At 66.8% G+C, this 24,232-nt stretch carries 18 protein-coding genes and 3 pseudogenes; 10 read left to right on the plus strand and 11 right to left on the minus strand.

What is annotated here, in order from left to right; all coding sequences use genetic code 11:
- Positions 1 to 131 precede the first annotated feature (131 nt).
- Entirely contained in the window at positions 132 to 1,253 is a 1,122-nt protein-coding gene (locus D5R93_RS06625) for a 6-phosphofructokinase (protein ID WP_119835055.1), read from the plus strand.
- On the opposite strand, the gene D5R93_RS06630 is transcribed toward D5R93_RS06625, so the two are convergent.
- Together D5R93_RS06630 and D5R93_RS06635 are read right to left on the minus strand one after the other, a co-directional pair.
- Positions 1,250 to 1,795, minus strand: a complete 546-nt coding sequence (locus D5R93_RS06630) for a GNAT family N-acetyltransferase (protein WP_341466804.1) — start codon at positions 1,793 to 1,795, stop codon at positions 1,250 to 1,252. The genes D5R93_RS06625 and D5R93_RS06630 overlap by 4 nt on opposite strands.
- A 124-nt stretch (positions 1,796 to 1,919) precedes the next feature.
- Complete coding sequence (locus D5R93_RS06635; protein WP_119835056.1) at positions 1,920 to 2,858, minus strand: N-acyl homoserine lactonase family protein; 939 nt, start codon at positions 2,856 to 2,858, stop codon at positions 1,920 to 1,922.
- A gap of 999 nt (positions 2,859 to 3,857) precedes the next feature.
- Here D5R93_RS06635 and D5R93_RS06640 point away from each other — a divergent pair.
- The 3 genes from D5R93_RS06640 (at position 3,858) to D5R93_RS06650 (ending at position 6,919) form a co-directional block, all read left to right on the plus strand.
- On the plus strand, positions 3,858 to 4,967 hold the full coding sequence (locus D5R93_RS06640) for an FtsX-like permease family protein (RefSeq protein ID WP_119835057.1): 1,110 nt from the start codon (positions 3,858 to 3,860) through the stop codon (positions 4,965 to 4,967).
- Positions 4,964 to 5,659, plus strand: a complete 696-nt coding sequence (locus D5R93_RS06645) for an ABC transporter ATP-binding protein (RefSeq protein ID WP_120204459.1) — start codon at positions 4,964 to 4,966, stop codon at positions 5,657 to 5,659. Before D5R93_RS06640 ends, D5R93_RS06645 begins: the two co-directional genes overlap by 4 nt.
- Before the next feature lie 231 nt (positions 5,660 to 5,890).
- Positions 5,891 to 6,919, plus strand: a complete 1,029-nt coding sequence (locus tag D5R93_RS06650; RefSeq protein ID WP_120204461.1) for a LacI family DNA-binding transcriptional regulator — start codon at positions 5,891 to 5,893, stop codon at positions 6,917 to 6,919.
- A gap of 185 nt (positions 6,920 to 7,104) precedes the next feature.
- Here the strand turns inward: D5R93_RS06650 and D5R93_RS06655 are convergent, their stop codons facing one another.
- The 4 genes and pseudogenes from D5R93_RS06655 to D5R93_RS06670 form a co-directional block, all read right to left on the minus strand.
- On the minus strand, positions 7,105 to 9,210 hold the full coding sequence (locus tag D5R93_RS06655) for a sucrose-specific PTS transporter subunit IIBC (protein WP_205570124.1): 2,106 nt from the start codon (positions 9,208 to 9,210) through the stop codon (positions 7,105 to 7,107).
- 220 nt (positions 9,211 to 9,430) lie between these two features.
- Positions 9,431 to 10,991, minus strand: a pseudogene (locus tag D5R93_RS14990) (glycoside hydrolase family 32 protein).
- A gap of 84 nt (positions 10,992 to 11,075) precedes the next feature.
- Positions 11,076 to 11,312 (minus strand): hypothetical protein, encoded by a 237-nt coding sequence (locus tag D5R93_RS06665; protein ID WP_119835062.1) that lies wholly within the window; start codon positions 11,310 to 11,312, stop codon positions 11,076 to 11,078.
- Positions 11,309 to 12,544, minus strand: coding sequence for an inorganic phosphate transporter (locus D5R93_RS06670; protein ID WP_119835063.1), 1,236 nt, complete (start codon positions 12,542 to 12,544; stop codon positions 11,309 to 11,311). Before D5R93_RS06670 ends, D5R93_RS06665 begins: the two co-directional genes overlap by 4 nt.
- Positions 12,545 to 12,783: 239 nt before the next feature.
- Between D5R93_RS06670 and D5R93_RS06675 the strand changes: the two genes are divergently transcribed.
- Positions 12,784 to 14,379 (plus strand): Hsp70 family protein, encoded by a 1,596-nt coding sequence (locus D5R93_RS06675; protein ID WP_120204466.1) that lies wholly within the window; start codon positions 12,784 to 12,786, stop codon positions 14,377 to 14,379.
- Between the two features lie 35 nt (positions 14,380 to 14,414).
- Here D5R93_RS06675 and D5R93_RS06680 read toward each other — a convergent pair whose 3' ends face one another.
- From D5R93_RS06680 to gndA, 5 genes and pseudogenes are all read right to left on the minus strand, one after another.
- Complete coding sequence (locus D5R93_RS06680; protein WP_119835065.1) at positions 14,415 to 15,362, minus strand: aldo/keto reductase; 948 nt, start codon at positions 15,360 to 15,362, stop codon at positions 14,415 to 14,417.
- A gap of 76 nt (positions 15,363 to 15,438) precedes the next feature.
- On the minus strand, positions 15,439 to 15,960 hold the full coding sequence (locus D5R93_RS06685) for a MerR family transcriptional regulator (RefSeq protein WP_119835241.1): 522 nt from the start codon (positions 15,958 to 15,960) through the stop codon (positions 15,439 to 15,441).
- A 417-nt stretch (positions 15,961 to 16,377) separates the two neighbouring features.
- Positions 16,378 to 17,028, minus strand: a complete 651-nt coding sequence (ftsR, locus tag D5R93_RS06690) for a transcriptional regulator FtsR (RefSeq protein WP_119835242.1) — start codon at positions 17,026 to 17,028, stop codon at positions 16,378 to 16,380.
- A gap of 119 nt (positions 17,029 to 17,147) precedes the next feature.
- Positions 17,148 to 17,600: an FHA domain-containing protein gene (locus tag D5R93_RS06695; RefSeq protein ID WP_119835066.1), complete on the minus strand. Its 453-nt coding sequence runs from the start codon at positions 17,598 to 17,600 to the stop codon at positions 17,148 to 17,150.
- 265 nt (positions 17,601 to 17,865) lie between these two features.
- A pseudogene (gene gndA, locus D5R93_RS06700) lies at positions 17,866 to 19,337 on the minus strand (NADP-dependent phosphogluconate dehydrogenase).
- Between the two features lie 323 nt (positions 19,338 to 19,660).
- Here gndA and zwf point away from each other — a divergent pair.
- The 5 genes and pseudogenes from zwf to D5R93_RS06720 all read left to right on the plus strand — a co-directional run bounded on the left by zwf (position 19,661) and on the right by D5R93_RS06720 (position 24,194).
- A complete protein-coding gene (gene zwf, locus D5R93_RS06705) occupies positions 19,661 to 21,214 on the plus strand; it encodes a glucose-6-phosphate dehydrogenase (protein WP_119835243.1) in 1,554 nt (517 codons plus the stop codon).
- Between the two features lie 47 nt (positions 21,215 to 21,261).
- A pseudogene (locus tag D5R93_RS14775) lies at positions 21,262 to 21,615 on the plus strand (hypothetical protein); the annotation flags it as partial.
- Between the two features lie 8 nt (positions 21,616 to 21,623).
- Positions 21,624 to 22,199, plus strand: coding sequence for a glucose-6-phosphate dehydrogenase assembly protein OpcA (locus D5R93_RS14035; RefSeq protein ID WP_243106646.1), 576 nt, complete (start codon positions 21,624 to 21,626; stop codon positions 22,197 to 22,199).
- A 48-nt stretch (positions 22,200 to 22,247) separates the two neighbouring features.
- The gene (pgl, locus tag D5R93_RS06715) at positions 22,248 to 23,075 is read left to right on the plus strand and encodes a 6-phosphogluconolactonase (RefSeq protein WP_341466807.1); all 828 of its coding nucleotides are present in this window, start codon (positions 22,248 to 22,250) and stop codon (positions 23,073 to 23,075) included.
- Positions 23,076 to 23,183: 108 nt separating this feature from the next.
- Positions 23,184 to 24,194 (plus strand): HNH endonuclease family protein, encoded by a 1,011-nt coding sequence (locus D5R93_RS06720; protein ID WP_119835245.1) that lies wholly within the window; start codon positions 23,184 to 23,186, stop codon positions 24,192 to 24,194.
- The last annotated feature ends 38 nt before the right edge of the window (positions 24,195 to 24,232 follow it).

Here is a 24,232-nt window from a genome sequence, read left to right on the forward strand (position 1 = left end):
TCCGAACCCGGGTCCCGGACGGGCCGCCCTACTGGTCCTACCGAGGGCAGCCCCGACAGGTCACGGTGGGGCACCGTGCCCGGTGACCATGCAGCAGGACGGCACCACGGCACACACGGCATACTTAGCCCATGACCAAGCGCATCGGCATCCTGACAGCGGGCGGGGACGCCCCCGGCCTCAACGCGGCGATTCGGGGACTTGGCAAGGCCACGATCCAGGAGCACGGGTGGGAGCTAATCGGCTTCCGTGACGGGATGCGCGGACTCGCAGAGAACCGCTTCACCAGGCTGGACTCCTCGGCGCTGTCAGGCATCCTCACCACTGGCGGCACCATGCTGGGGACCAGCCGGGACAAGGTGCACCGCATGCTGGTTGACGGCGAGGTGCGGGACATGGTGCCCACCATCGTCGAGAACTACGAGAAGGACCAGCTTGACGCCCTGGTCTGCCTGGGAGGGGGCGGCACCGCCAAGAACGCCCGTAGGCTCATGGACGCGGGCCTCAACGTCGTCCACCTGCCCAAGACTATTGATAACGACATCGTCCACACCGACACGTCCTTCGGATTCGCCACGGCCCTGGAAATCGCCACCGAGGCGGTGGACCGCCTCCACTCCACCGCCCACTCCCACCACCGCATCATCCTCACCGAGATCATGGGTCACCGTGCTGGGTGGCTGGCGCTGGGCGCCGGTATAGCCGGAGGTGCCGACGTCATCCTGCTGCCTGAGATCCCCTACTCGGTGGAGGCCATCGCCAATAAGATCGAGCGACGCAGGGCGCACGGCTCCAGCTTCTCAGTGGTGGCGGTAGCCGAGGGCGCCCTGAGCCTGGCGGACTACCAGGAGCTGGAGCACGCCCGGGCACTGGTCAAGGACGCCTCCTCACCGCAGAGCAAGGCCGTGGCCAAGCGCGGGGTCAAGGCCCTGGAGGCCTCGCACCGCGCCAACACCTTCACCCTGGCCGAGCAGCTGGAGGCGGCTACCGGCCTGGAGGCCAGGGTGTCCATCCTGGGCTACGTGCAGCGAGGCGGGTCCCCGTGCGGGGCGGACCGTATGCTGGCAACTCGCCTGGGCGTCGCCGCCGCCAGCGCTATTGCCGAGGGCAGGTACGGGGTCATGGTCGCTGACCGGGGGCAGGGCACCGCCCTGGTCCCGCTCAAGGACGTCGCCGGGCACGTCAAGTACGTGCCAGCCGACCACGAGTGGATCCAGGCGGCCCGCGCCGTCGGGACAGCGCTGGGAGACTAGAGGCTCGTAAAAGTCGCAGCGGGAGCCGCCCCCGGCAGCGTGCGGCTCATGAGGGTCAGATCCAGGATCTGACCGAACTTCTCGCCAGCCTGGGGGATGGTGCCGACGACGGTAAAGCCGTGGCGCTGGTGCAGTCGCACAGAGACAGTGTTTCCTGCCTCAATGGCTGCCACTATGGTCCGGTCGCCCGCTTGCTGGCAGGCCGTGACGAGCGCGTCCAGAAGCCGACCACCCGTGCCCTGGCCCTGGGCAGCGGGGGAGAGGTAGACCGAGTCCTCCACCGTGCGCGCGTAGCCCTCATAGCTGCGCCACGGTGTGGCGACGGCAAACCCGAGGACCCGCGAGTCGCTGTCGGTGTCCTCGACGGCAACAAGAGCGGTACCTCGTGCAACCTGCGGCTCCAGCCAGGCAGCAGCCTCCTGCGGTGTCTGCTCACGGCTGGTCCAGATAGCCAGTGACTCCCGGACGGCGCGATTGCGGATCTCGCGCACAGCGGGGGAGTCTGACATGACGGCGGAGCGGATGCGGACAGGCTGAGTCACGGCGCCCACTCTAGGACCTGCTCCTACCTGCTCCAGGGACACGGCTGAGTAGCCTGACGCACCGCACCTGACCTACGGGTCCACGTCTGTGGCTGGCCGGGTAGGACTGCGTACGGGCTCTGTGCTAGAGGTGCCAGGTTCCCGGAAGCACGTCGGGGTCGTGGTTGGCGAGAACGCCCAGGCAGCGCGGGTCCTTCCTCACAGAGCGCACCCAGTCGAGAGAGCGCTGCGCCTGGTCGGCGTTGACAACGACGCTGGGACGCAGCCCCTCCTCGTAGGAGGCCTGCCCGTAGCTGGCGTCGGCACTGAGGAGCACAAACCTGCGGGGGTCATGCACCCCGGGAGCGTCGGCCCCGTTGGCCCATGTCTGCGGACCGGCGTCGACCTGCTGGTCCTGGGACCGCAGGACAGTGGCGCACATGCCGTGGGAGTGCCCGGGTAGGGAAACCATGACGAGGCTTGCGTCTCCGAAGACGTCATAGCCTGCGCCGAAGGGGCCGACGACGGTGTTCCATGAGAACGTGTCGATCTGCGCGTCCTTCCACTCGTGCCGGTGGTAGTGGAAGGGGTCGGTGTTACCTGCCTTCCACTCGGGCGCCGACACCAGGATGCGCGGCGCCTCCCTGAGGTGGGTCACGCCGTCGACATGGTCGCAGTGGAGGTGGCTCATAAGCACAAGATCCAGGTCCTGCGGACGGATGCCACGCTCCTCCAGCTGCTCGTGGATGGCAGCACCACTCGGCAACAGTATCTTGGTTATGGTGCGCTGAAAACGGATATTGGCAACCTGGCCCAGCAGCGTCCGGTTGTGGATGCTGAACCCGGCATCGATAAGGACAAGACCGTGGGGTCCCTCAATGAGATAGCAGGACACCGGGATCTCGACCAGGTGGCTGCGGCCCCGGCCGACGTGCGCCCAGGCGAGAGGGCTGTCGCTGTCACGGTAGTACGGGAGCGCCTCGTCAACGACGACCGAGCCCGTCCGTAGGACGGTCAGGGAGGTGGCCGACGTTGCTGCCGACCTGCTGGGGGACAAGATAGTGGATGTAGCAGTGGAGAGCATCAGGGCCTCTTTCCTGATTGACCGGTGCCAGAGGTCAGAGGCCGCCGCAAAGATCCTGGGACCTGTCTGCTCTTGGTCTCACAGGGAACAGGACGCGCAGTCCCCGGTAGCCGACGGGTACCCGGTCGCAAAAGAGACCCCGGACAGCCGTGGCCACCTGGCCCGACCACGTGAGGCGGGTACGGGACCAGGCAGGAGCAGTACCCCTGTCAGCCCATCAACGCGCCAATGACGTTACACCGGAACTGAAATAACATAACTTTGTCCGAGTACCGTAACGCGTATACGCAGTGACCTACTACACATATTAGTCACAATCTCCTCGCGTTCGCTCTCGGCAATGACAGAGTGGCCATGGTGTGGCCATGGTGTGGCCATGGTGTGGCCATGGTCTGGCCTAAGTCGCCCCGGCGGCTCGGCCTTGCGGTGGCGTCAAGGCGGCCTCAGGGTGCCACCCACCTGGAGGTGAGAGGCGGCCATTTGCCGCTGCCATCCGTCGTGCGCAGACGGCTCGGCAGCAGGGGTCCAGCGGGTGAGGTGAGTTCGCGCGTCCCGCCCTCTCCGCTCCCCGTCCACCTGATCCGATAATGTACATTATGTCATTATCGGAGCGACCGACGACCACATCCCTCCCGTCCGTCCCCGCCGACGCCGAAGCCGACGTACCGCCCCCTCGTGCACACGCTGACTCCCGGTCAGCGGCCCGACGCCACCCCGATGCCTGTCGTTCCTGACAGCCTCCCGCCCTCTGGTACGGAGGTTCTGCGTGCTCGGTCGTGTGCCCACCTCTCGGCTGTCGTGTCCTGACGGACGCCCAACAGATATCCGGTGTGCACCTGTAGCCCGCGCGACCGCAGTAACGTGTGTCCTGCGACGCTCAGCCGAGGGTCATCATCACAGGCCTCATCGCCACGGACCTTCGACGACCTCACAAGTCGTGTGACCACAGCACCAGCCACTACCGGCCAGTAGCAAGCCAGCCTGCCCCAAGGAGCTGCGATGTTTCTTGCGCTTCGCGAGATCCGCCACGAGCCGGGCCGCTTTGCACTGATCGTCGCCGTCATCACCCTGGTCTCCTACCTCACCTTCTTCCTCGCCTCCCTCGCCTCGGGACTGGCGTACTCATACAGGGCCGTTGTCGACGGGTGGGATGCGGGCACCATCCTGGTCACCGAGGCCTCCAACGAGAACCTCTCCGCCTCACGGCTGACCAGCTCCCAGGTCGCGGCCTGCTCGGCCCTGGCCGAGGAGGCCGGATCACAGGCGTCCTCGCTCGTCGCGGTCTCCGCTGTGGCTCAACCCAGCGTGGAGGTCGGCAAGGACTCGCAGACTAAGACGGACGTCTTTGCTTTTGGCCTCGACCTGGAGGGACCACTGAGCCCGACGGTTGTCTCTGGCAGGGAGATTGCCGACCCCGGTACGGAGGTCCTGGTCGACGAGACTCTCCAGGCCGAGGGCGTGACAACTGGGGACACCTTCCACCTCCTGGGGTCGGATCACACCTGGAGCGTGGTCGGCCTGACTCGGGGGACGACCTTTCAGGCCGCTCCCGTTGTCACCGTTGACGCTGCCGCTCTGCAGGAGTACGCGCCCCCGGGCCTCTCCCCCGCTGTCAGCGCCGTTGTCCTTACTGACAACGTGACGCAGGACCCCGCTACGGACACAGCCACCTCCGAGGCGGGTCTCACGAGCCTGACCAGCGAAGAGCTGATCCAGACCCTGCCCGGGTACGCGGCCCAGGTGCTGACCTTCTCGCTGATGATCGGTTCCCTCGTCGTCGTGGCCTCGGTAGTCCTGGCCATCTTTCTCTACGTGCTCACGCTCCAGAAGCGCCCTGCCCTAGGTATCCTCAAGGCCCGGGGCGTCCCGACAGGCTACTTGATCCGGTCTGGTGTCGTTCAGACAGTGGTTCTTGCTGCCTCTGGCGTGGTTCTGGGACTGTTGCTGGTTGTGGGCACTTCTCCCCTGCTTCCCAGCGCTGTCCCCTTTCTTCTGTCGCCGTGGCTTGATGCCGTTATCGCCGTGTTATTCGTTGTCGTCTCAGTTCTAGGAGGCGTTGTCTCGGTGAGGGTCGTGGCAGGAATTGATCCCGTGGAGGCTATCGCATGACCAGGGAGACTACCCGTGCCGCGGTGTCGCTAACAGGAGTCGCGCGAGACTTTCAGCAGGGTGATGAGACCATCCACGCCCTACGAGCAACCGACCTGGTCGTGGAAGCCGGCGAGGTCCTGGGCGTCCTAGGACCCTCCGGTTCCGGAAAATCTACTCTTCTCACGGTGATGGGGGGTCTTCGAGCACCGACCCGGGGCAGGGTAGAGATCGGTGGAAAACCGTTCTCGCGGCTTCCGGAGAAGAAACGTGCACAGCTGCGTAGGCAGCACCTGGGATTTGTCCTACAGGCGTCCGGACTTGTCCCGTTCCTGACCCTCACCGACCAGCTCGCCCTTCACGACAGGGTCCTTCGTCGCAGTACCAACCATGAACGGCGTGACTACCTCCTCGACTGCCTCGATATCACCCGGCGTAGCAACGCGTACCCGAGCCAGATGTCGGGAGGCGAGAGGCAACGAGCCGCCATTGCGGTAGCGCTCTACCACGACCCGGAAGTTATTCTGGCCGACGAGCCGACGGCGGCCCTGGACACCGACCGTGCCCAGGAGGTGGCTCGCCTGCTGGCTGACCAGACGCACAGGATGGGAAAGGCCACCGTGATGGTCACCCATGACGACCGCCTGCTACCCGTGTGCGACAGGGTCATGGTGATGCGTGACGGCGTCCTGAGCCCGCGTACGCCCTCGTGAGGCATCACTGCGATACTGTTCCGGTGGTGTGCTGATGTGCCCCGACACGTCCGCCTTAGCGCCTGGACGATGATTCCGCTTCCTGCTGTGACTGCCTGCTTTTCTGTCTCGGGCGTGTGCGCCTGAGCCGACCAGAAGCTCGTGCGGACTGGCAGCGTAATCCAATTGGGCCTGCTGACACCTACGTCATATGCTTCTCCTGTCAGGCCTACGTACTGTGAAGGAGGCGCTGTGCCTGCTCACCGCGAGCCGACCCTGGCTGACGTTGCCGAGGCAGCCGGCGTCTCTCTCACAACTGTCTCCCGGGTCCTCAATAACCGGGGCTATTTATCCCGGGAGACTCGTGACAGAGTGGCCGCTGCTGTCAGCAGGCTCGGCTACAGGCCGAACCAGGTCGCTCGTGCGCTGCACGGCAAGTCGACCCGGTCGGTCGGGCTCATCGTGCCGACGGTAAGACTCCCGTTCTTCGGAGAGCTTGCCGAGCACGTGGAGGACGCCCTGGCCAATCACGGCTACCGGACATTTATCTGCAACTCCATGGGAAAGGCAGACCGTGAACGAGGCTATCTCGACCTTCTGATCTCCCACCGCGTCGACGGCATTATCTCTGGTGCTCATAACGAGGATATCCCTGAGTACGACAAGGTACGCATGCCTCTTGTCACTATCGACCGGATGCTGTCGCCAACTATCCCTGACGTACACTGTGACAACGAGGAGGGTGGTCGTATCGCCACCACCCACCTACTGAGCCGGGGCGCCCGTCGTCCGGCTCTCCTGACGTCGCGGTCCGGAGCGCACAACATGCGCGAGGCCGGGTACCGCTCGGTGCTAGCCGAGGCCGGTATCGAGCCCGTGGTTCTGACAGCAGACTTCCACATCCCAGACGCCGAACGCCCTGGTGTGATCCGTAACCGCCTGGACGCTGTCGCGCCTATCATTGACGCGGTGTTCGCCACAGATGACCTCTCCGCGGCGGACGTCCTGGAGTGGGCGGCCTCGCAAGGCCTTGCCGTCCCGGAGGAGTTCAAGGTTGTGGGCTTTGACGGCACATCCGCCATGCGTCGTGCCGTCCCAGGCCTGACGACAGTCCAGCAGCCGATTGCCCGTATTGCGCACCGCGCCGTCCAGATCCTTCTTAGTCAGATTCACGGCAGCTATGTAGGCGGTTTTGAGGAGGAGCACGACGATCAGGTGCAGGTGGGTGACCTCGTCACCCCGCCCCTGGGTATTGCTCTGGTAGAAGGTCGCACTGCCTGAGGCCGGGATGCTGCAGGGATGGCTGCGCCGCGTCCTAAGGCTGCCGCAGCATCATGAGTCAGTGACGTTTTGAGAGCACACGTGCACGTTATGCGCTGTGGCTGGATGCATCCCTTCCGGGATGCATCCAGCCACAGCAAGTCAGGCAGACAGCGACGCCGACACCGCGACGCCGGGTGAGGGTCTTAGACGACCTCCACAGCACCTTCCTTCTCCTGGGCTGTCTCGCTGTCGTCGGAGACGGAGGGCGCGACATCATCCTCCGCCTCGGGATCGTTGCCGTCTGTGTCGCTCCCCTCGGAGGACGTCGTGGCAACCACAAACAGCTCGTCACCCCGCAGGAGGGTACCCGACCCCTTCTCCTCAATACCAGAGAAGCTGGCCGCGTTAGAGACGACGACCGGAGTCACCGTCTTGTAGCCCGCAGCCTTTACAGCAGACCAGTCAACCTCAACCAGAGGCATACCACGCAGGACCTTGTCCCCGACCTTCACCTTGGGGGTGAAGTGCTCCCCGTCAAGCTGAACGGTGTCCATACCCACGTGGACCAGCAGCTCGATACCGCTGACTGACCGTAGGCCGTAGGCGTGGCCAGTGGGGAAGGCGGCGATCACCTCTCCGTCAACAGGGGACACAACCGGCCCCTCAGCGGGTGATACAGCCATACCGGGACCCAGCATCCCGGAGGCAAAGGTTGCGTCCTCGACCTCGGACAGTGGCAGCGCCTGGCCCTGGATCGGTGAGGCGACAAGGAAGTCGTCAGCAGCGTCCTCAGAGAACTCGACCGCCTCAGCGTGCTCTGCCATGACCTCAGCCTCCAGCTCGGCCTCGTCCACGTCCTCGGCCTCATCCCCCGCAAGCGAGGCCCTTCCCCGAGTGGTGCCGTAGGCGAAGGCGGCGCCGAAGGCCAGGGCGAAGACAACCAGCTCGACAAAGACGTACCGGATGATGTCGTCAGGGACGATGGACACAAAACCGACGAAGCCGGCCGCCCCTAGGGCCTGGGAGTGGATGTCCAGCAGGGAGACGAGGGCGCCGCCGATGCCAGCAGCACCCAGACCGATGAAGAACGGCCACCGCAGACGCAGGTTGACACCGAAGATAGCGGGCTCGGTGATACCGAAGACGGCCGAGGCACCACCGGCACCGGCCAGACCCTTGAGCTTGGCGTCCTTGGTCAGGAAGAACACCGCAAGGGCCACAGCGCCCTGGGCCACGTTGGCCATGGAGGCGATGGGGAAGATGAAGGAGCCGGCACCACCCGTACGCATCTGGTCGATGAGAGGCAGCTCGACGGCGGGGAAGGACTGGTGCAGACCGGTCACGACGATCGGCGAGTACACCAGGCCGAACAGGAGGCCTCCCAGCGGACCGGCAGTGTTGTACAGCCACTGGAGCCCGGCAGTGATGCCGTCCGAGAGCTCACGGGTGAGCGGGCCGACGATGACAAAGGTCAGGAACCCGGTGACCAGTAGGGTGATAAGAGGCGTGAGGAGGAAGTCAGCGGTACCGGAGAGACGCTTGTGCAGCCACTTCTCAATAGCCGACATGATCCACACGACGCACAGCACCGGGATGACCATGGCCTGGTAGCCGATCTTGTCCACACTGAGGCCAAAGAGCTGCCAGGTCTCAATGGTTCCGGCCTCGGTGGCCGTCTGGATGTCGTAGGCGCTGGTCAGGCTGGTGGAGACCATCGCCGCACCCATGGCGGCGCCCAGGTACACGTTGCCTCCGAAGCGCTTGGCCGCAGAGAACCCGACCAGCACGGGCAGGAAGGCGAAGGCCGCCGATGACACGAGGTTGATGAGGTCGGCGTAGTCGCCCAGCCACGTATACCGGTCAGTGAGGCCGTACGTGGTGCCGTCGGCATTCTCAAAGAAGCCGGCCGTGAGCACGTTGTTGATGGCCATCATCAGACCGCCGGCGATCAGGGCGGGCAGGATCGGTACGAAGATGTCCGCGATCACCTTGATGAAGCGCGAGACCACGTTGCCGGACTTGGCGGCTTCCTGCTTGGCCTCGTCCTTGGAGACCTCCTTGACGCCACCGGTCTGGACCATCTGGTCGAAGACGATGTCCACATCTCCGGGACCGACGATGATCTGGAACATGCCGCCTGCGATAAAGGTCCCCTTGATGTCAGGGTCCTTGTCGAGGGCCTTCTGGTCTACCTTGTCCATGTCGTTGATGACAAGGCGAAGACGCGTAGCACAGTGCGCTGCCGCGTTGATGTTGTCGGCGCCACCGACGTATGTCAGGACGTCCTTCGCCACGCGGGCGTGATCCATTGCCACCCGGGGGTTCCTTTCTCGTTGACGGGACCGCTGTTCAGGGAGGGCTGAGGGAGCCCGGTTGGTTGGGATCGTCGCTGACTCCCGTTCGGTCCGCACCTATGTCAATCGATGGTCACACTACCGTGGACACCACTGTCGTGCAACCGGTAGGCAGCCTGGGACCGGGCTCTGGGAACAGCTCTGGGAACTGGTTTCTGCTGCTCCCAGGCCCAGGTCAGCGTGGAGCCGCTACGCCCTCGTGCAGGCGTAGGCTGCCGTCGACCAGCAGCCGGGCTCCGCCGACATCAACGCCGACGTGGTCGGCAGCAGTACCGCCAGGGCCGACGAAGCTGCGTAAGGTAAAGGCAAGGTCGCCGTCACCGACAAAGATCTCGGTCACGGAGCGGTCATGAAGGACCTCCAGGGCGGGAGCGCAGCCGGGAGGCAGGGAGACGGTGCGTCGCTGCCCGTGCTGGGTGTAGCGCGAGGTCGAGCGGTCAACGGTCAGGACGCCGTCCCCCAGCATGATGTCCACGTGGCTCGTCTCCGAGCCGATACGCAGCCCCCAGGTTCCTGAGGTCATATCCTCCTGGGCCTCCAGCCGCAGGTACCAGGACCTGCTACCCCCCAGCTCGGCCACGTCATGGCTTCCGGTCCCCAGCACGGCTCCCACCACGCTGGGGCGCGACGCGTGGTCGGCCCAGGGGACAGCAGGCCTCTGGACAAGGCGGCCCCCCGCAGGCTCAGCACCCGGGGCACGGTCAGGGTGTGCACCCAGCCGCCGGTACCACCGTCGGGCTCGATGGAGGGCTGGTCGTCCTCAGAGGCGTTTCCCGCCCAGCCCATCATGAGGACCGGGCCCGGCTCGCTGGGACGACGAGCAAAGACCTGGGGGCGTAGAACTCGAAGCCCCTGTCGACCTCGTAGAAGGTGCCGTCGCAGTCGCGCAGCTGCGTGCCCTCCAGGCGTCCTACGGTGTAGACGCAGGGGAAGATGTTCTCGAAGCCCTCCTGCTCAGGCCTGATCCCCTGGGGACAGAAGATGAGCACGTCGCGCTCCTCCCCGTGACCTCGTCACTCAGGCGCACGATCCCGGGGCACTCCCACATGTAGCCGAACCTGTCAAAGGCTCCCCCAGCCTGAGGGAAGGAGAGCTCACCCTCCCAGGCCCAGGTCACCAGGTCGTTGGAGCGGTAGACAACGGCAGCGCCGGTCTCGTCACGGCGCTGCGCCCCCACGAGCATCCTGTACTCACCCGGGCGGTCAGGGTCACGCACCACCATCGGGTCCCGGTAGTGGGCGGTGTAGCCCTCGGCGTGGACGGGGACAAGGGGGTTGTCCGGCCACTTGGTGAACGTCGCCAGGTCGGGGCTGGTGACCAGGCACTGGCTCGCTGTGCGCTCGTCTGTGACGGGATCCTTCAGGTTGCCGGTATAGAAGAGCTGGAACGGTGCCGCCGCTGGGCACTACCGACCTCCTCCTCGTCCAGGACGACGGCGTTGCCGGAGTAGGCGCCGGAGGCGTCGTAGGAGGAGTTGGGCACCACGGCCGGAGGGTGGTGCTCCCAGTGGGAGAGGTCGGTGGAGGAGGCGTGGCCCCAGTAGACGAGCTTGCGGTGGGGGTGGAAGGGCTGAACTGGTAGAAGACGTGAAATGTCCCGTCGTCGACCAGCAGGCCGTTAGGGTCGTTAAGGCGCCCCACGGGGGGCGCGACGTGGAAGATCGGGTAGTCAGGATCGCTGGATGCCCGTGAGGAGGCGACTGCGTCACGGGCCAGAGCCTTAAGGTCCTCATGCACGGAGAAAGGCTAGCAGCTGACGTTGCCCGGCGTGTGCCCGCAGGGGCAGGACACGAGGCGACGGAGGTGGGGCGTGGACCGGAGTCAGTGGAAGTACGGGATGATGAGCCAGATACCGTACAACGTGATGGCTCCTGCCAGAAGGAAGCAGGCGCCTGCACCCAGCTCGGCAGCCATGAGCCCCCTGGACCGGCTCTGCCGACGCCTGGCATGAGCCACGTCGAGAAGCCGGGCAGCCAGCGAGACGATCACGACGACAACGGCTGCGCCCAGGATCGTCACCACGGTGACCTGGGCCAGTGACGCCCAGTCGATCATCATGCGGCAGTCTCCTTCTCCGGGACTCGTCGCGAGTGGTCGGCTTCCCCAGCCAGCTCGCTCTTGACCTGGTCGACGGTGCGGGGCTTACGGACGAGCTCGGGGTCGGTCCGCCTGCCGACGACCACCTCGTCGGCGTCATTGACGTTGGAGAAGTCCACCCGGTGGTGGCTGGCCTGGCGAATAATCAGCAGCGCCCCGCACAGCAGCAGGAGAATAACCGCGACCGTACCCGCCACACCTCCGGCGACTGCGATGAAGGACGTCAGCGCCCCGACCACGCCCGCGCACGGCAGAGTCACGAGCCAGGCCGCACCCATCTTCGTGAAGGTGCTCCAGCGCACACTGGTGCCACGACCGATACCTGACCCCAGGATGGATCCGGTGCAGATATGGGTCGTGGACAGGGCGAAACCCAGGTGGGAGGACGCCAGGATGGCAACAGTGGAGGAGGTGTCCGCGGCAAAGCCCTGGGGGGACTCGATGTGGACCAGCCCCCGGCCCATGGTGCGCATGATCCTCCAGCCGCCGGAGTATGTTCCCAGCCCGATCGCCAGCCCTGCCGCCGCGATCACCCACCAGTAGGGGCCGGACCCCGGCGCCTGGTAGCCGCCGGCGACAAGTACCAGCGTGATGACCCCCATGGTCTTCTGGCCGTCAGAGGTGCCGTGAGCAAGGGCGACCATGGAGGCAGAGACGCGCTGGCCGCTGCGGAACACCGACTGGGAGAGGCGGCTCGTGGGACGCGCGAGCCGGTATGCCAGCCAGGTCGCCAGGGCAGCCGTGGCACCAGCGACGCACGGGGCGAGCAGGGCCGGCAGCATGACCTTGGACAGCACGGTCCCCCAGTGGACGCCCTGGCTGCCGGTGGCCACCATCACCGCGCCGATAAGCCCGCCGAACAGGGCGTGCGAGGAGGAGGACGGCAGACCGAACAGCCAGGTCAACAGGTTCCACAGGATGGCGCCTGCCAGGCCTGCCAGCACCATCTCCGGCGCCGCCTGTATCAGCGCGTCGTCGAACAGGCCGTGGGAGATCGTCCTGGCGACCTCGGTGGACAGGCAGGCCCCGACGACGTTGAGGACCGCGGCGAGGAGGACTGCCCTGCGCGGTGCCAGCGCACCGGTGGCTACCGAGGACGCCATCGCGTTGGACGAGTCATGGAACCCGTTGGTGAAGTCAAAGACGAGGGCCGCCACGATGACGACGACAACGATAAAGAGTGTGCTGCTCATGCCGTTTCCGGTCGAAGTCTGAAGGCTGGCGCCCCGCCTGCCAGTGATGACACCTCGGAGCGTATCCCGCCTGGGGTCGGTTGGGTCAACACAACCCGCCTACATTCTTACCTCTACAGGGGCGCGATCGCGAATGTTGCCGCCGTGTTCACGGACCTCCCCAGGCTCCCCGGTAGGCGGGCGGCCCGGTACGTGGGACCTCCCGCAGCTTTGTCGCTTACCACGATAGGGTCCTTCCCATGGCAGCGCACAGCGGACCCTCCCTTGGCACCACGCTTGAACCCCTCACGGACACCGACCTGGGGATCGACCTGGGCACTACCCGCACGGTTGTCGTGCGGGCCGACCGCGGTAACTACCCTGTCCTGGGCTTCGCCGACGAGCACGGCGACGACCACGACTTTCTCCCGTCACTGACAGCGCTGCATGAGGGACGTCTCATCCACGGCTTCGACGCTCGCGACGCCGCCCGTCATGGCGCCCCGCTGCTGCGCAGCCTCAAGAGGCTGCTCGCCTCCCCCACCATCACCGCATCCACCCCTGTCACCCTGGGTGACCGGCACCTGACCGTCCTGGAGGTCCTGACCGACTTCCTCCGTCACCTGAGAACGCGGCTGGAGTCGCTGGACATTGACGTGTCGCGGTCCCGCGTGGTCGTCGCCGTACCGGCCCACGCCTACGGTGGCCAGCGCCTGCTGACGCTGGAGGCCTTCCGGGCCGCAGGCTTCCGCGTCGCTGCCATGCTGAACGAGCCCAGTGCAGCCGGCTTCGAGTACACCCACCGCAAGGCCACGACAGTCTCCTCCAGGCGGACTCGTGTCCTGGTCTACGACCTGGGCGGCGGGACCTTTGACACGTCTCTGGTCGACGTGGTCGGCACCTCGCACGAGGTCCTGGCCTCCCATGGTCTGGGTGACCTCGGCGGTGACGACGTGGACCTGGTGACGGCATCCATGGTGCTGGAACGAGCCGGGGTCGCTGAGGAGGACCTCTCCCCCGCCGAGCTCGACGAGCTGCTGGAGCAGTGCCGCGACGCGAAGGAGCGCCTGACTCCCCAGAGCCGTCGGCTGGTGGCGGTGCTGCGCGGGCAGGACGTCGTCATCCCGGTGCCAGAGCTCTACCGGGCGTGCACCCCGCTGGTGGAGCGCTCCCTGGCCATGATGTCTCCCCTGGTGGGGCGGCTTGATGACGGCACCCCCGACCTGACTGACATTGCCGGCGTCTACCTGGTGGGTGGGGCGTCAGGTCTTCCCCTGGTGCCTCGGCTCTTGCGGGAGCGCTTCGGCCGACGTGTGCACCGCTCCCCCTACCCGGGCGCCTCAACGGCAATCGGCCTGGCTATCGCCGCGGACCGCACCAGCGACTACGACCTCACCGACCGGCTCTCACGGGGCTTCGGGGTGTTCCGGGAGGCCGACGGCGGCAGCCGTCTTGTCTTCGACTCGATACTCAGCCCCGACTCCGTGCAGGCCTCTCCGGGCGGACGCGAGGGCACGGTCATCACCCGGGAGTACGAGGCGGCCCACAACATCGGCTGGTTCCGCTTCGTGGAGTGCGCCGGGGTCGACGACTCCGGTGAGCCGCGTGGCGAGATCGCTCCCTACCAAGACATCGTCTTTCCCTTTGAGCAGGGGCTCCGGGAGGAGGAGGACTTGCGTCGCCTCCCGGTGGAGCGCCGGGACCACGGTCCTCGGGTCCAAGAGCACTACCGCATTGATGAGAACGGCCTGGTGCGCGTCACGATCACCGACCTGACTGACGGCTACAGCCGCCACTATGTGCTGGGGCACCGCACGGACGACGTTGACACGCTTCCACGCGAGCAAACCACCTGAGCAACGGCGGCCGGGCACCCGGCCGGATGCTTGTCTCAGGCCTGGGCCGCGTCTGAGACCTGGGTCAGAAGGCGAGCCTCCTCCTCGTCCAGCTGCAGGCTGAGCGCGGGGAGGATGGCTCGCAACTGGTCCAGGTTCCTGGCCGAGGGCAAGGGAGCAGTGACTCCAGGGCGGTCACGCAGCCAGGCCAGGGCCACGGCGGCAGGCTCCACCTTGTGCCTGTCGCCGATGTCAGTCAGTACGTCGACAACGGCAAAGCAGTCCTCGCGCAGGTAGCCTGACACCATTGCTGCGCGGTCTCCGTGTGTCACCTGGCCGCGTCGGTACTTGCCGGTAAGGAATCCCGCTGCCAGAGGGAAGTAAGGAAGCAGGGCCATGCCGTGGGACGCCGCCACCTCTCCCCTGCCGCCGACGCCCTCCACCTCGCTGCGGTGCAGCAGGTTGTAGTGGGGCTGGAGCGCGACCGGAGCGGCGCAGCCCAGTCTCGACGCAGTGCGCACCCACTGCTCGATACGTTGCGGCGTATAGTTGGACAGCCCGACGTGGCGCACCATGCCCGAGCTCCGAAGCTCCTCAAAGACGCTGACCGTCTCTTCGAGGGGGGTGTCGGGGTCGTCAAAGTGGGCGTAGTACAGGTCCACGAAGTCGGTTCCCAGCCTCTCCAGGGACTCTTCCAACGCCTGACGGACATTGGCAGGAGCCAGCCCCTCACGCCCCGGCTTGGTGGAGACCTTGGTGGCGATGACGACGTCGTCACGGCACCCGCGGGACTCCAGCCAGGAGCCGATGACGGACTCCGACTCCCCGCCGACATGACCAGGCGCCCAGTAGGAGTAGCCGTCGGCGGTGTCGATGAGACGACCTCCAGCAGCGACAAAGGCGTCAAGGACAGCGTGCGACGTGGCCTCGTCCGCAGTCCAGCCGAAGACGTTGCCCCCCAGTCCTAGAGGGCCTACGTCCAAGTCAGCGATCATGTGACTCATGCGTCCTCCCGGTCGATAGGTGGGACCCACTCGGCGGTCCCGACAATATCAGGAGACAGGTAGGTGCGCGCAGCGCTCACACTGCGCGGTCCCTCCTGGCGGCGCGGCGCCTGGCCAGCTCGTCCTCAACAGCAGGTGCCTCGGCCGCGTGGTCCACCGGCAGCTGGGCCAGCGTCCCCTCGACCTCGTGCCACACCCGCCCCACGGCGATGCCGAAGACTCCCTGCCCCCCGGCAACCAGGTCAATGACCTCCTCGGCCGAGGTGCACTCGTAGACGGAGGCCCCGTCACTCATGAGCGTCAGGGAGGACAGGTCCTCGACACCCCGCAGGTGGAGGGTCTTGACAGCCGAGCGGATCTGCTGAAGGGACACCCCCGTGTCCAGAAGGCGCTTGACGATCTTGAGGACCAGGATGTCCCTGAAGGAGTAGAGCCGCTGGGAGCCTGAACCCTTGGCCCCGCGCACGGAGGGTTCCACCAGCCCGGTTCGGGCCCAGTAGTCGAGCTGGCGGTAGGTGATGCCTGCTGCCCGGCAGGCTACGGGCCCCCGGTAGCCGGAGTCGGCCTCCAGGTGCTGAAGCGGGTCACCGAAGAGCATGCCCTGGATGCGGTGGGGCGGTGGTACCGCGGCACTGGCTTCGTTGACGCTCACTTGCCTGCTCCTGTCGGGTTCGAGATGACTGCGCGGACTACGCTCTTGGTGGGCTGCTGTGATGGGGGCGGCTGGTTCCTGGTAGCCACAGGGACACGATAGATCCCGCCGGGTCGATGCTCAATGACGGCCACGCCCTGTCGGGAGACAGCTGGGATGTCAATCTTGGGATGAGGTTGAGGAAAAAGGCGGGAACTCTGGTCCCAGGCGCGGGCGGTTCCACGAACCAACAGTTTCAGAGCCCCAGAGTGGGACATACCACACAAGGGCGGCACACCTGTCACACCAGCCCCACGGAGTAGTGCAGGTGGCGGGTCATCCAGCGGCGGTCCCGCACGGCCCTGGCACGCGGGTAGGCCAGCCTCAGGACAGCGTGTCGACAGCACGGTGCAGGAGCACATCGTGCAGCTCCCCCACGAGGTCAGCCAGGGTTCGGGCCGACTCCTCCCCGGCGTCGCGGGACCGGGACCGCCGGGGAGTGACAGCCTGGTCGATGGCGTCGGCCTCACGCTCAGCAGCGCTACGCACCGACCGCAGGTTACGCAGCGGGATGCCAAGTCGGGTGATCTCCAGGGCCAGTCGCACGGTCCGCAGGCTGCCTGAGGAATAGAGGCCACGTGCGTCAGGGCTGATCAGGCCGACGGCGACAAGCTCGTCAACCTGGGACTCCCGGGCACCTGACAGCGCCAGGAGAGACTCAAGATCCATGGGGCCGGAGTCGACGAGCCTGCCGTCACGCGCCACGACCCGCGCCACCGGGGAGACCGGGGCGGTGGCGGCGCCAGCGTCCAGCTCGGCCAGACGCTGCCTGATGACGCTCAAGGGCAGGTACTCGTCACGCTGGGCACGCAGCGAGTACCTGAGCCGCTCGATGTCCGCCTGGGAATAGCGGCGGTACCCGTTGCCGACGCGGTACGGGGAGATCAGCCCCGCACCCTCCAGGTACCGGAGCTTGGAGATGGACAACGCGGGGAACTCCGGCCTCAGGGCATCAACGACCTGGCCGATCTTCATCTCCGGCCTCCGGGACATCCCGTGCGGCCACGTCCCGGAGGTCTCAGGTACGGGAGGCTCCAAGGAGGAGGCAGAGTCCTCCCCGTCCCTCCTGCCACTGGCCCTCGCAGAGGACACGGTCACTGCGCAGCTGCAGCCTGCTGGGGACCGGGGTGATACGTCATACGGTACTTGCCGATCTGCACCTCGTCCCCCGCCTGGAGGACTACCTGCTCCACGCGGGTACGGTTCACGTAGGTGCCGTTGAGGGAGCCCGAGTCCCGGACGCCGTAGCCGCCCTCTGGCAGGGAGGAGAACACCGCGTGCTTGCGGGAGACGGTGACGTCGTCCAGGAAGATATCGGCACGGGGGTGACGTCCCACGGTTGTCTCCGCGGCATCCAGCAGGAAGCGGGCACCCGTCGTCGGTCCGTGGTGCACAAGCAGCAGCGCAGTCCCCGGGGGCAGGGCGGCAATTGCGGCAGCATCCTGCTGGTTCAGCCCGGTCAGCGGGGAGGGTGACGCGGGACTGGCGTCAACAGCCCCAAAGGCCTGGGTGGAGGAGGGATCCTGCTCGATCGGCGTGCTCGACATACCTGCCCCTCTTGGTCGTTGCGGCGCCCGGTGCGCCGCCTCAGGAACCACCATACCGTTATCGGCAGGCACGTCGAGGCCGACAATCCCGGGGTGCTGGCAGGAACCTGGCGACACGAGTGTGGTCCCGGTCCCGCGTCTCCTGCTGCAGCCCCCGTGGTACCGCCCGACAGGTCCTCGGCGGCCCCAAGAGCTCCCGGGCAACAACTGCGCTGCCCACCGTGGCCGTCCCAGGCCGGGCTAGCCGTCGGTCACCAGGAACTCATCAGGTCCACTTCTCCTCCTGGCGGCCCTCAGTAGCCCACAGGGTGTGGTACACGCCTGCGGGATCATCCACCCGATGGTAGGTGTGGGAGCCGAAGAAGTCCCGCTGGGCCTGGATGAGCGCGGCAGGAAGCCGAGGCGCACGCAACTGGTCGACATAGGCCAGTGACGCGGCAAAAGCCGGCGCAGCCGTGCCGGACAGGGCCGCGGTGGCCACGACCTGTCGCCACGCGGGCAGGACGGAGGCCAGCGCCCGGGAGAAGACCGGTGCGGTCAGGAGGCTAGCCATCTGGGGGTCCTCCTGGTAGGCCCGGGCGATATCGTCCAGGAAGCGTGCCCGGATGATGCAGCCTGCCCTCCAGATCCTGGCCATGTCACTGAGCACGATGTCCCAGCCGAACCGCTGCGAGGCGGTAGCGATCTCGTCAAAGCCCTGGGCGTAGGCAGCGATCTTGGAGCCGTAGAGAGCCTGCCTGACAGAGTCGATGAAAGCCTGCCGCTCAGCGCCCTGCAGCGGCGCAGACGTAGTCCCGGGGCCGAGTCCTACCGCTCGCACCGCGGCACGCGCCTGGTTCGAGGCAGAGGCGGCACGGGCAAAGGTCGCCTCAGCGATAGCCGGGACAGCCACGCCCAGCTCCAGGGCGGTCTGCGTGGTCCACACCCCAGTGCCCTTCTGCCCGGCAGCATCCACGACGACGTCGACAAAGGGCTGCCCGGTGGCGGGATCCACGTGGGATAGCACCTCGCTGGTGACGTCGATGAGGTAGGAGTCGAGCTCGGAGTCCTTCCAGCCGCGGAAGACCTCGGCGATCTCTGGCACGGTCAGGCCTCCCACGTGGCGCAGCAGGTCATAGGCCTCGGCAATGAGCTGCATGTCGGCGTACTCAATGCCGTTGTGGACCATCTTGACAAAGTGCCCCGCACCGTCCGGACCCACGTGCGTGCAGCAGGGGCGCCACCGGCGTCGGCGGCGATCGACTCCAGCATCGGTCCCAGCCGCCGGTAGGACTCCTTGGTGCCTCCCGGCATGATGGAGGGACCGAGCAGCGCCCCCTCCTGGCCGCCGGAGACACCCATGCCCACGAAGTGCAGCCCTCGGGAGCGCAAGGCCTCCTCACGCCGCCGGGTGTCGGTGTAGAGGGTGTTGCCTGCGTCGACGATGATGTCACCGGGGTCCATGAGGTCGGCGAGCTCAGAGACGACCTCCTCGGTGGCCGTCCCCGCCTGGACCATGATAATTGCCACGCGCGGGACGCGCAGAGAGGCGACGAAGTCGCGGAGCCTGCTTGCGGGGACGAAGCCCCCCTCGGAGCCGTGAGCGTCCATGAGGCGCTCGGTACGCGCCACAGTGCGGTTGAACAGGGCTACGGCGTGGCCGTGACGGGCTAGGTTGCGGGCCAGGTTCGCACCCATCACCCCCAGTCCGAAGACGCCGATGTCGGCTGAGGCCGGTGCAGGAGTGAAGTCAGTCATGCGGTGCGTCTCCTCGCTCTCCCCATACGGGTCGTCTCTCAAGATGATACGGAAAAGTATGGTCCGGCCGCAGTCCGGGCGCCTGGTGCTGCAGGGCCAGTCTCCACAGGCACGGGACAGCTCCGGCGGCTACCGTCGCCAGACGATATAGTAGTGGCGGTCATCGTCGGGGGTGCCCGGGAGATCATCCCCGGGAGATCATCGCGGCGGTGTCCCGGTATCGCCTCCTCGTCGGCCCGGGTCGGCGGGAACCTGCGATGTCATCCCCCGATCTCAGGAAGGCTCGCGTGCCCGTTTCTGACTCCTCCGGCTCCTCGCCGCTGATGTCGCGTCTCTCACCGTCGGCGCCCAACCCGCTGCTCGAGGCCCGCGACCTGCGTCTGCCTCGCATCGCTGACCCCTGTGTCCTCGTGATGTTCGGCATCACTGGTGACCTGGCGCGTCACAAGCTTCTCCCCGCCGTCTACGACCTGGCGAACCGGGGCCTGCTGTCCCCCCGGTTCTGCTTGGTGGGAGTGGGCCGCCGTCCCTGGGGCGACGAGAGCATGCGTCGCTACGTGAAGCAGGCCGCCCGCTCCGGGGCCAGGACGCCGTGGCGGCCGGCGATTTGGGAGCAGCTTGCCGCCGGGATGCGCTTTGTGGAGTTCTCCTCCTTCGAGGACGACGTCGCCTACCAGAGCCTCACCGACGTCGTCACCAGCCTGGACGCCTCCCGGGGCACTGGGGGCAACCGGGCCTTCTACCTGTCGATCCCCCCGGGCTGGTTCCCTGCTGTCACTGAGCGTATCGCTCGCTCCGGGCTGGTGGACGAGGCTGTCGGCTCCTGGCGCCGCGTGGTCGTTGAAAAGCCTTTCGGGCACGACCGGGCCTCGGCCAGGAAGCTGGACGAACTCGTAGGCAGGATCGTGCGGCCCGACGACGTCTTCCGTGTGGACCACTACCTGGGCAAGGAGACTGTCCAGAACATCCTGGCGCTGAGGTTCGCCAACACGATGCTCGAGCCGCTGTGGAACCAGCGCTATGTAGACCACGTCCAGGTCACTATGGCTGAGGATATTGGCATCGGGACCCGGGCCGGCTACTACGACATGATCGGTTCGGCACGTGACGTCATCCAGAACCACCTGCTTCAGCTCCTCGCCCTGACCGCCATGGAGGAGCCGACCTCCATGGAGGCCCACGCCGTCAGGACGGAGAAGGAGAAGGTCCTGGACGCGGTCCGCCTGGAGCGCGACGGCGTGCTGGACCTGGGACTGAGCACGGCCAGGGGTCGGTACGGGGTCGGGTTCCAGGGAGGCCAGCGGGTCCGCAGCTACCTGGAGGAGGATGGCGTCGCCCCTGGCTCACGTACGGAGACCTATGCCGCGGTGCGTCTGGAGATCGCCAACCGGCGGTGGGCAGGAGTCCCCTTTTACCTGCGTGCAGGCAAGCGACTGGCCCGTCGCGTGACCGAGGTAGCCGTCGTCTTCAAGCAGCCGCCGTTCCTGCCCTTTGGCCAGGCGGCTACCGCTGGCCTGGGGGCCAACACGATCGTGCTGCGTATCCAGCCTGACGAGGGGATCACCCTGCGGCTGGCCTCTAAGGTTCCCGGAACGCAGATGGAGCTGCGCGACGTCACCATGGACTTTGGCTACGGCGCCTCCTTCAACGAGGAGTCTCCGGAGGCCTATGAGCGCCTCATCCTGGACGCGCTCCTGGGTGACGCCCCGCTCTTCCCCCACCAGCGCGAGGTGGATCTCTCCTGGAGGATCCTGGACCCTGTCATCGAGCACTGGGCGTCCTCGGGCGTTCCCGAGGAGTACCGGCCCGGGTCCTGGGGCCCCTCCAGCGCCCACGACCTGCTGGCCCGTGACGGCCGTACCTGGAGGCGTTCATGATCACGACACTTACTGCCACGACAACCTCCGAGGTCGTCGCCCAGGTCATGAAGCAGGAGGGGTCCTCCGGGTCCTCACGAGTCCTCACCCTGGTGATCTCCACCAGTCCCGAGGGCTGGAGGAAGCCCTGTGCGCTGCCCACGGCGCCAGCCTCGACCACCCCTGCCGGATTATCGCCGTGGTCGTCCCGCCCGCCGGTACTTCCCCCACGCGGAGTCCCGCACAGACATAGGCACGGAGGCAGGGGGCCACGGGCACGCCTCCGCCGAGGGGCACCTGGACGCCCAGGTCCGGGTGGGCCACGACGCCGGCGCGGGCGAGACAATCGTGCTCTTCCCTGGGGCGAGGCCGCCGAGCACACCGACACCCTGGTGGTGCCCTTTCTTCTGCCGGACACACCCGTCGTGGTGTGGTGGCCGTGGGAGGTGCCCACAGTCCCGGCCGAGGACCCCTGGGGCTTCTGGCCACGACCCGGATCACCAACACTCCTTCCCAGAAGGACCCGGCTGCCGCACTGGCCGCCCTGGCCCCGGTGTCCGTGCGAGGTGACATCGACCTGGCCTGGACACGGATCACCCTGTGGCGGGCCATGGTGGCCTCCACGCTCGACTCTACGGTGCGCTCAGGAGCCCTCCGTAGTATCCAGGTAGTGGGTGAGCCCAGGAACTCCTCGGTCCGTCTCATGGAGACCTGGCTACGTCTGCGCCTGGGAGTGGAGGCCACCAGGCGCGACGATCCGGGAACCAGGGGAATTGCCTCGATCACGGCTGGTACGCCGGACGGTGACATCGTCATTGCCCGCCACGATCACGACCGGGTGACGGTCACACGTCCTGGCTGGGCAGAGCCCCAGGTGGTAACCATGGAGCGCCGCGAGCCGGTGGCGACCCTCAATGAGGAGCTGCGGCGCCTGACCCCGGACCTTGTCTACCAGGAGGTCCTCACCGCCTTCGGCAAGGACGCCTCAGCCCCTGCAACGCCGTAGCCCGGCCTGCTACCTGCTCAACCGCCCCGCTCCGCTAGGAGGACAACAGTGGTCCAAGATGACAGCAAATCCGCCGCGACACAGGGGGATGCACGCAGCACCCTTGAGGCCGCGGCACGCAGGCTGGCGCGGCCGACCCTCCAGGTCAGTGACTCCCTCTCCCAGGCTGCAGCGAGCGCCGCGGCCGATACCGTCCGCACCCTGGCGGAAGCGGTCGCTGCGCGAGGAACAGCTCACCTGGCGCTTACAGGAGGCTCAGGAGGCGTGGCCCTGGCTGACCACCTGGCCCAGGAGCTGGCCAGGGAGCCGACCCAGGTACGTGAGGCGGTGCACCTGTGGTTCGGTGACGAGCGCTTCGTGCCCGTCTCCGACCCCGAGCGCAACGACCTGCTGGCAGCACCGTTGGTCCGCGTCGGTGTGCCGGACAGCCACGTCCACCACCTGCCTGGTCCCGAGACCGTCAGCAGCCTGGACTCCGCCACGGACCTGCTGACGCAGGACCTGAGGGCGCACCATCTGGACTATGAGCCCTTCGACCTCATCCACCTGGGGCTGGGTCCTGACGCCCACGTATGCTCCTTGTTTCCAGGTCACCCGGCCGCGCTGACCACCGGGCGTTCCGCAGTGGCGGTGCGTGAGTCCCCCAAGCCTCCGCCGCAGCGTTGCTCGCTGACCTTCGAGGTCCTGCACCGTGCACGTCACGTCATGGTGGTGGCCGGCGGGCAGGGTAAGGCGGAGGCAGTCACCCGAAGCCTGGGCGCCATAGACGTTGTCACTGCTCCCGCCTCTTGTGCCCGGGGGAAGCGGACAACCTGGTACCTCGACGTCCAGGCTGCTTCAGGACTCGGTGACATCCAGCCGACGACCAGAGCCTGACGGTCACAGGTGCGCAAGGACAGCAACGACAGGGTTAGCAGGGTCGCTGCCTCTCAGCGACCTGCCACGCTCGTCAGGGCTCTGGCCGCTGCCAGCGTGGTGGCGGCGATGTGCTCCCCTGTGACGGGGTATCCCGGCACAGGGCCGTGGGCCGCAGCCGCCGCTACCGCCCCTGAGACCCAGGTGCCCTGGGACGACCGGGATGCCCTCGTGCTGGACACGAGCGAGGCTCTGGCAGCTCTTGACAGCCTGCCTGAGGACTCCCCTGCCGAGCAGTCCTGGGCAGAGGGCGGCTCACGCACGGGCTGGTTCGGTGAGGCGTGGTCCGATGTGGACGGTGACGGCTGCGACACCCGTAACGAGATCCTGGCCCGGGACCTCATCGACCTTGACTTCTCCCGCGCTCCGGGCCTACAGAGCCAGGAAGAGGGGCATGGTGAAGGAGCGTCGGTGTGCCCCGACGCCACGGTGTGGTCGGCAACCCTTCACGACCCGTACACAGGGGCGGAGGTCTCCTTTGAACGCGGACAGGACACCTCGTCTGCGGTACAGATTGACCACGTGGTACCGCTCAACTACCTCTATGCTCACGGAGCCTGGCAGTGGGACCAGCGTACCCGGGTACTGGTAGCCAACGACCCGCTGAACCTGCTGGCTGTGGACGGGCAGGCCAACCAGGAAAAGGGGGCCTGCGGACCCGCCACCTGTCCGGTTGGGTCCACTGAGACCGGCTCCTGGCTCACCGACGCGGACGGAGGCTGGTGGCCGCGCCGTGAGTATCGCTGCGAGTACGCGCGGCGCTTCGTCTCGGTCTCCTCCGAGTACGGGCTGGGACTACCTGATGCTGACAAGGACGCGCTACGGGCTGCGTTGTCTGACTGCCTCGCTGGTGGTGACGGCGCTCCCTCCGTCCTGGAGCAGACCGTTGAGTCGGCGCGGGACATCGGCACCGAGATCCTCCACCGCCCGTGGTACTCGGTGCTTGCTGCTGCAGGCGCGGCTCTTGCGGGCTGGGGCCTGGTGACCCGGAGCCTGGCGAGGGCCAGCCGTCGTCGTACCAGGACGTCGTCGCAACAACGGGCACAACGTCGACGGGCACGGCGTCGTCGCGGCCGCTGACAGCGCGAGATGGCTGCCAGTGCAGGTACCAGCGACAG

It is taken from the genome of Actinomyces lilanjuaniae (assembly GCF_003606385.1).
Lineage (GTDB): Bacteria > Actinomycetota > Actinomycetes > Actinomycetales > Actinomycetaceae > Actinomyces > Actinomyces lilanjuaniae.